Consider the following 2,450-nt stretch of genomic DNA (forward strand, 5'->3'; position numbering starts at 1 on the left):
CCGGGCATCCGTCGCCGCCGAGCGCGCGTCGCAGCAGCCGGCGCTGGCGCACCGGAAGGGCCGTGTCCGCGTCCAGCACCGGGTCGAGCAGACGGTGCAGCCCGGCGTAGGGCAGGCCGGCCTCGTCGGCCAGGCCGGCGGCGGTGAGCAGCCGGCGATCCCCCGCCACCTGCCGGGCGTACGCCAGCAGGGCGGTTCGCCCGGAGCCGGGCGGTCCGTGGAACAGCAGCGCGCCGCCGGCGTCCCGGTCGAGCAGCCGACGGATCGCGTCGCACTCGTCGTCCCGGCCCCACAGGTTTATATGCACTGTCGATGCAGAAACCATGCATCCAGTGTCACCTATGGGTGACCGGTCGGAAAAGAGGCGGACACGCGCGCGGGACGGTCGACGGGTCGACCGTCCCGCGCGCCGGGCGGCTCAGACGCTGGGGCAGGTGTTGCGGTACTCCTCGATCGCGGACCCGCTCGGCCCGGGGCAGAGGAACTGCTCGTAGCGGGTGTCGTCGTCGACGAACCGCTTCAGCCAGGCCACCGCCTGCTTCGCCAGGGGCGTGTTGACGGTCTGCGGGAAGAAGTGGTTGGCGCCGTTCAACTCCAGGTACGCCTTCTCCGCGGACGACGGGATGCTGTTGTAGAACGGGATCGAGTGGGTGGCCACCGGCGCGATGCTGTCGGTCTCGCCGCCGATGATCAGTGTCGGCACCCGCACCTCGGACCAGCTCTTGTCCAGGTTCCACGGTGCGAGCGGGACGGCGGCCTGCAAGGACGGCCGGGACGCGGCGGCCTCCAGGCTGCCGCCACCGCCCATCGAGTGCCCGGCCACGGCGAGCCGGGAGGAGTCGATCCGGCCGCGCACCGAGCTGCGCTGGGTCAGGTAGTCCAGCGCGGCCAGGAGCTGCCGACCCCGGCTGTCCGGCTGGTCCAGCAGCGTGTTCGTCTCGATGCCGATCACCACGAAGCCGTGCGAGGCGATCCGCGGCCCGAGCCAGCTCAGGCTGGACCAGGTGGCGGTGTAGCCGGGCGAGATGGCCACCGCGCCGAACGTGCCCTCGGCGGTGCTGGTCGGGTAGTAGATGACGCCGCCGCCGAAGCCGGTGACGCTCAACGAGGAGACGTTCACCGACGAGGTGGCGAACGGCCCGCGGCTGGCCTCCAGGATGGCGTTGGTGGGCGCCGGGCCGCGCTCGTAGGGGCTCGCGGCACTCGCCGCGGTCGGGACGGCCAGGGCGCCGCCGGTGACGAGCAGGGCCGCCACGGCGAGCCGGGCCAGGGCACGGACGGGGGTACGGGAACGGGTGGTGGTGGGCACGTCGGTCACTCCTCGGGCCGGAATTGCATCGACATGCGTCAGCATCGATGCCCGGCCCGCCGTACGCATCGGCGAAATCACCGGTCCTCGTGGCCGCCCGAGCCGGGGTCCGGTCCGGGGTGGTTCAGGGTCCGGCGCGCGGCCGCATCTCCGGCGACCAGGTCACGTCGTAGCGTGCGCCGGCCACCGACTCGGCGAACGCCGTCGCCGCGGTCGGCGAGTCGGCGATGCGCCAGTCCTTCTCCTTGTCCACCTCGAACCAGATCAGCCCGATCACGTCCCGGTAGCGGGGCAGCGAACGGAACGCCTCCCGGATCCACTGGGCCTTGCGCGTCGCGGTCTCGGCGGCGCCGGTCTCGGTGACGACGAGCGGCTTGTCGGTGAAGGCACGGATCTCGGTGATGGTGGGCCCGAAGATCTGGTCGAAGGACCAGTACGTGGTGGTGAACGCGCCCGAGCCGTAGTAGCCGGTGACGCCCACCCAGTCGACGTAGTCGTCACCGGGGTAGAACCCGGCCAGCCCGGCGGTCGTCTTGTCCCACCTGGCGTTCGGGCTCCACACCCAGGCCACGTTCGTCGCACCGGCCGCGGTGAAGATGTCGTGCACGTGCCGCCACGCCCGTACGTAGTCGCCGGGTCGGTTGCCGTTGGCGGGTTCGCACCACGGGTACCAGTTGCCGTTCATCTCGTGCGCGAAGCGGATCGCGATCGGGTAGCCGAGCGACCGCACGCCCTCGGCCCAGGACCGCAGGTAGTCGTCGAAGTCCCCGCGGACGATGCGGGCGAGCCGGTAGTCCGGCTGGGTGGCCCGTAGCCGGTCGATCTGACGGTCGGTCAGGCCGGTCCGCCGGGCGGCCTCGTCGACCGAGTGGTCCCAGGGCTCCCAGCCCAGCATCGGCATCATGCCCCGGTCGGCGATCCGGTCGAACAGGCTCCGGTCGAAGGTCGCCGACGCCCAGCCGGCGCCGAAGAGCATCACCTGCGGCGCCCGCCGCGCCGCCGCGGCAAACCGGTCGGCGTCGGTGAAGTCGTACGGACCCTGGTACAGGCCGTGAAGGGCCTGGGGCCTTTCGCGGCGGAACTCGTCGTGCTCAGGGGCGCGAACCACCCCGACGGACTTCCTCACCACGACAAGCGGCTC

3 protein-coding genes are annotated in these 2,450 nt (G+C 72.0%); all 3 read right to left on the bottom strand.

Annotated elements, in window-relative coordinates; all coding sequences use genetic code 11:
- Nucleotides 1–325 (bottom strand): ATP-binding protein (locus HUW36_RS30840; RefSeq protein ID WP_174531302.1); only part of this gene is annotated, 325 nt, incomplete at its 3' end.
- 93 nt (nt 326–418) lie between these two features.
- Nucleotides 419–1,309, bottom strand: coding sequence for an alpha/beta hydrolase family protein (locus tag HUW36_RS30845; protein ID WP_174531303.1), 891 nt, complete (start codon nt 1,307–1,309; stop codon nt 419–421).
- Between the two features lie 124 nt (nt 1,310–1,433).
- Nucleotides 1,434–2,450, bottom strand: a 1,017-nt coding sequence (locus HUW36_RS30850) for a glycoside hydrolase family 26 protein (protein WP_174531304.1), incomplete at its 5' end; no start/stop codon positions are given.

Source organism: Micromonospora maritima (genome assembly GCF_902825405.1).
Taxonomy (GTDB): domain Bacteria; phylum Actinomycetota; class Actinomycetes; order Mycobacteriales; family Micromonosporaceae; genus Micromonospora; species Micromonospora maritima.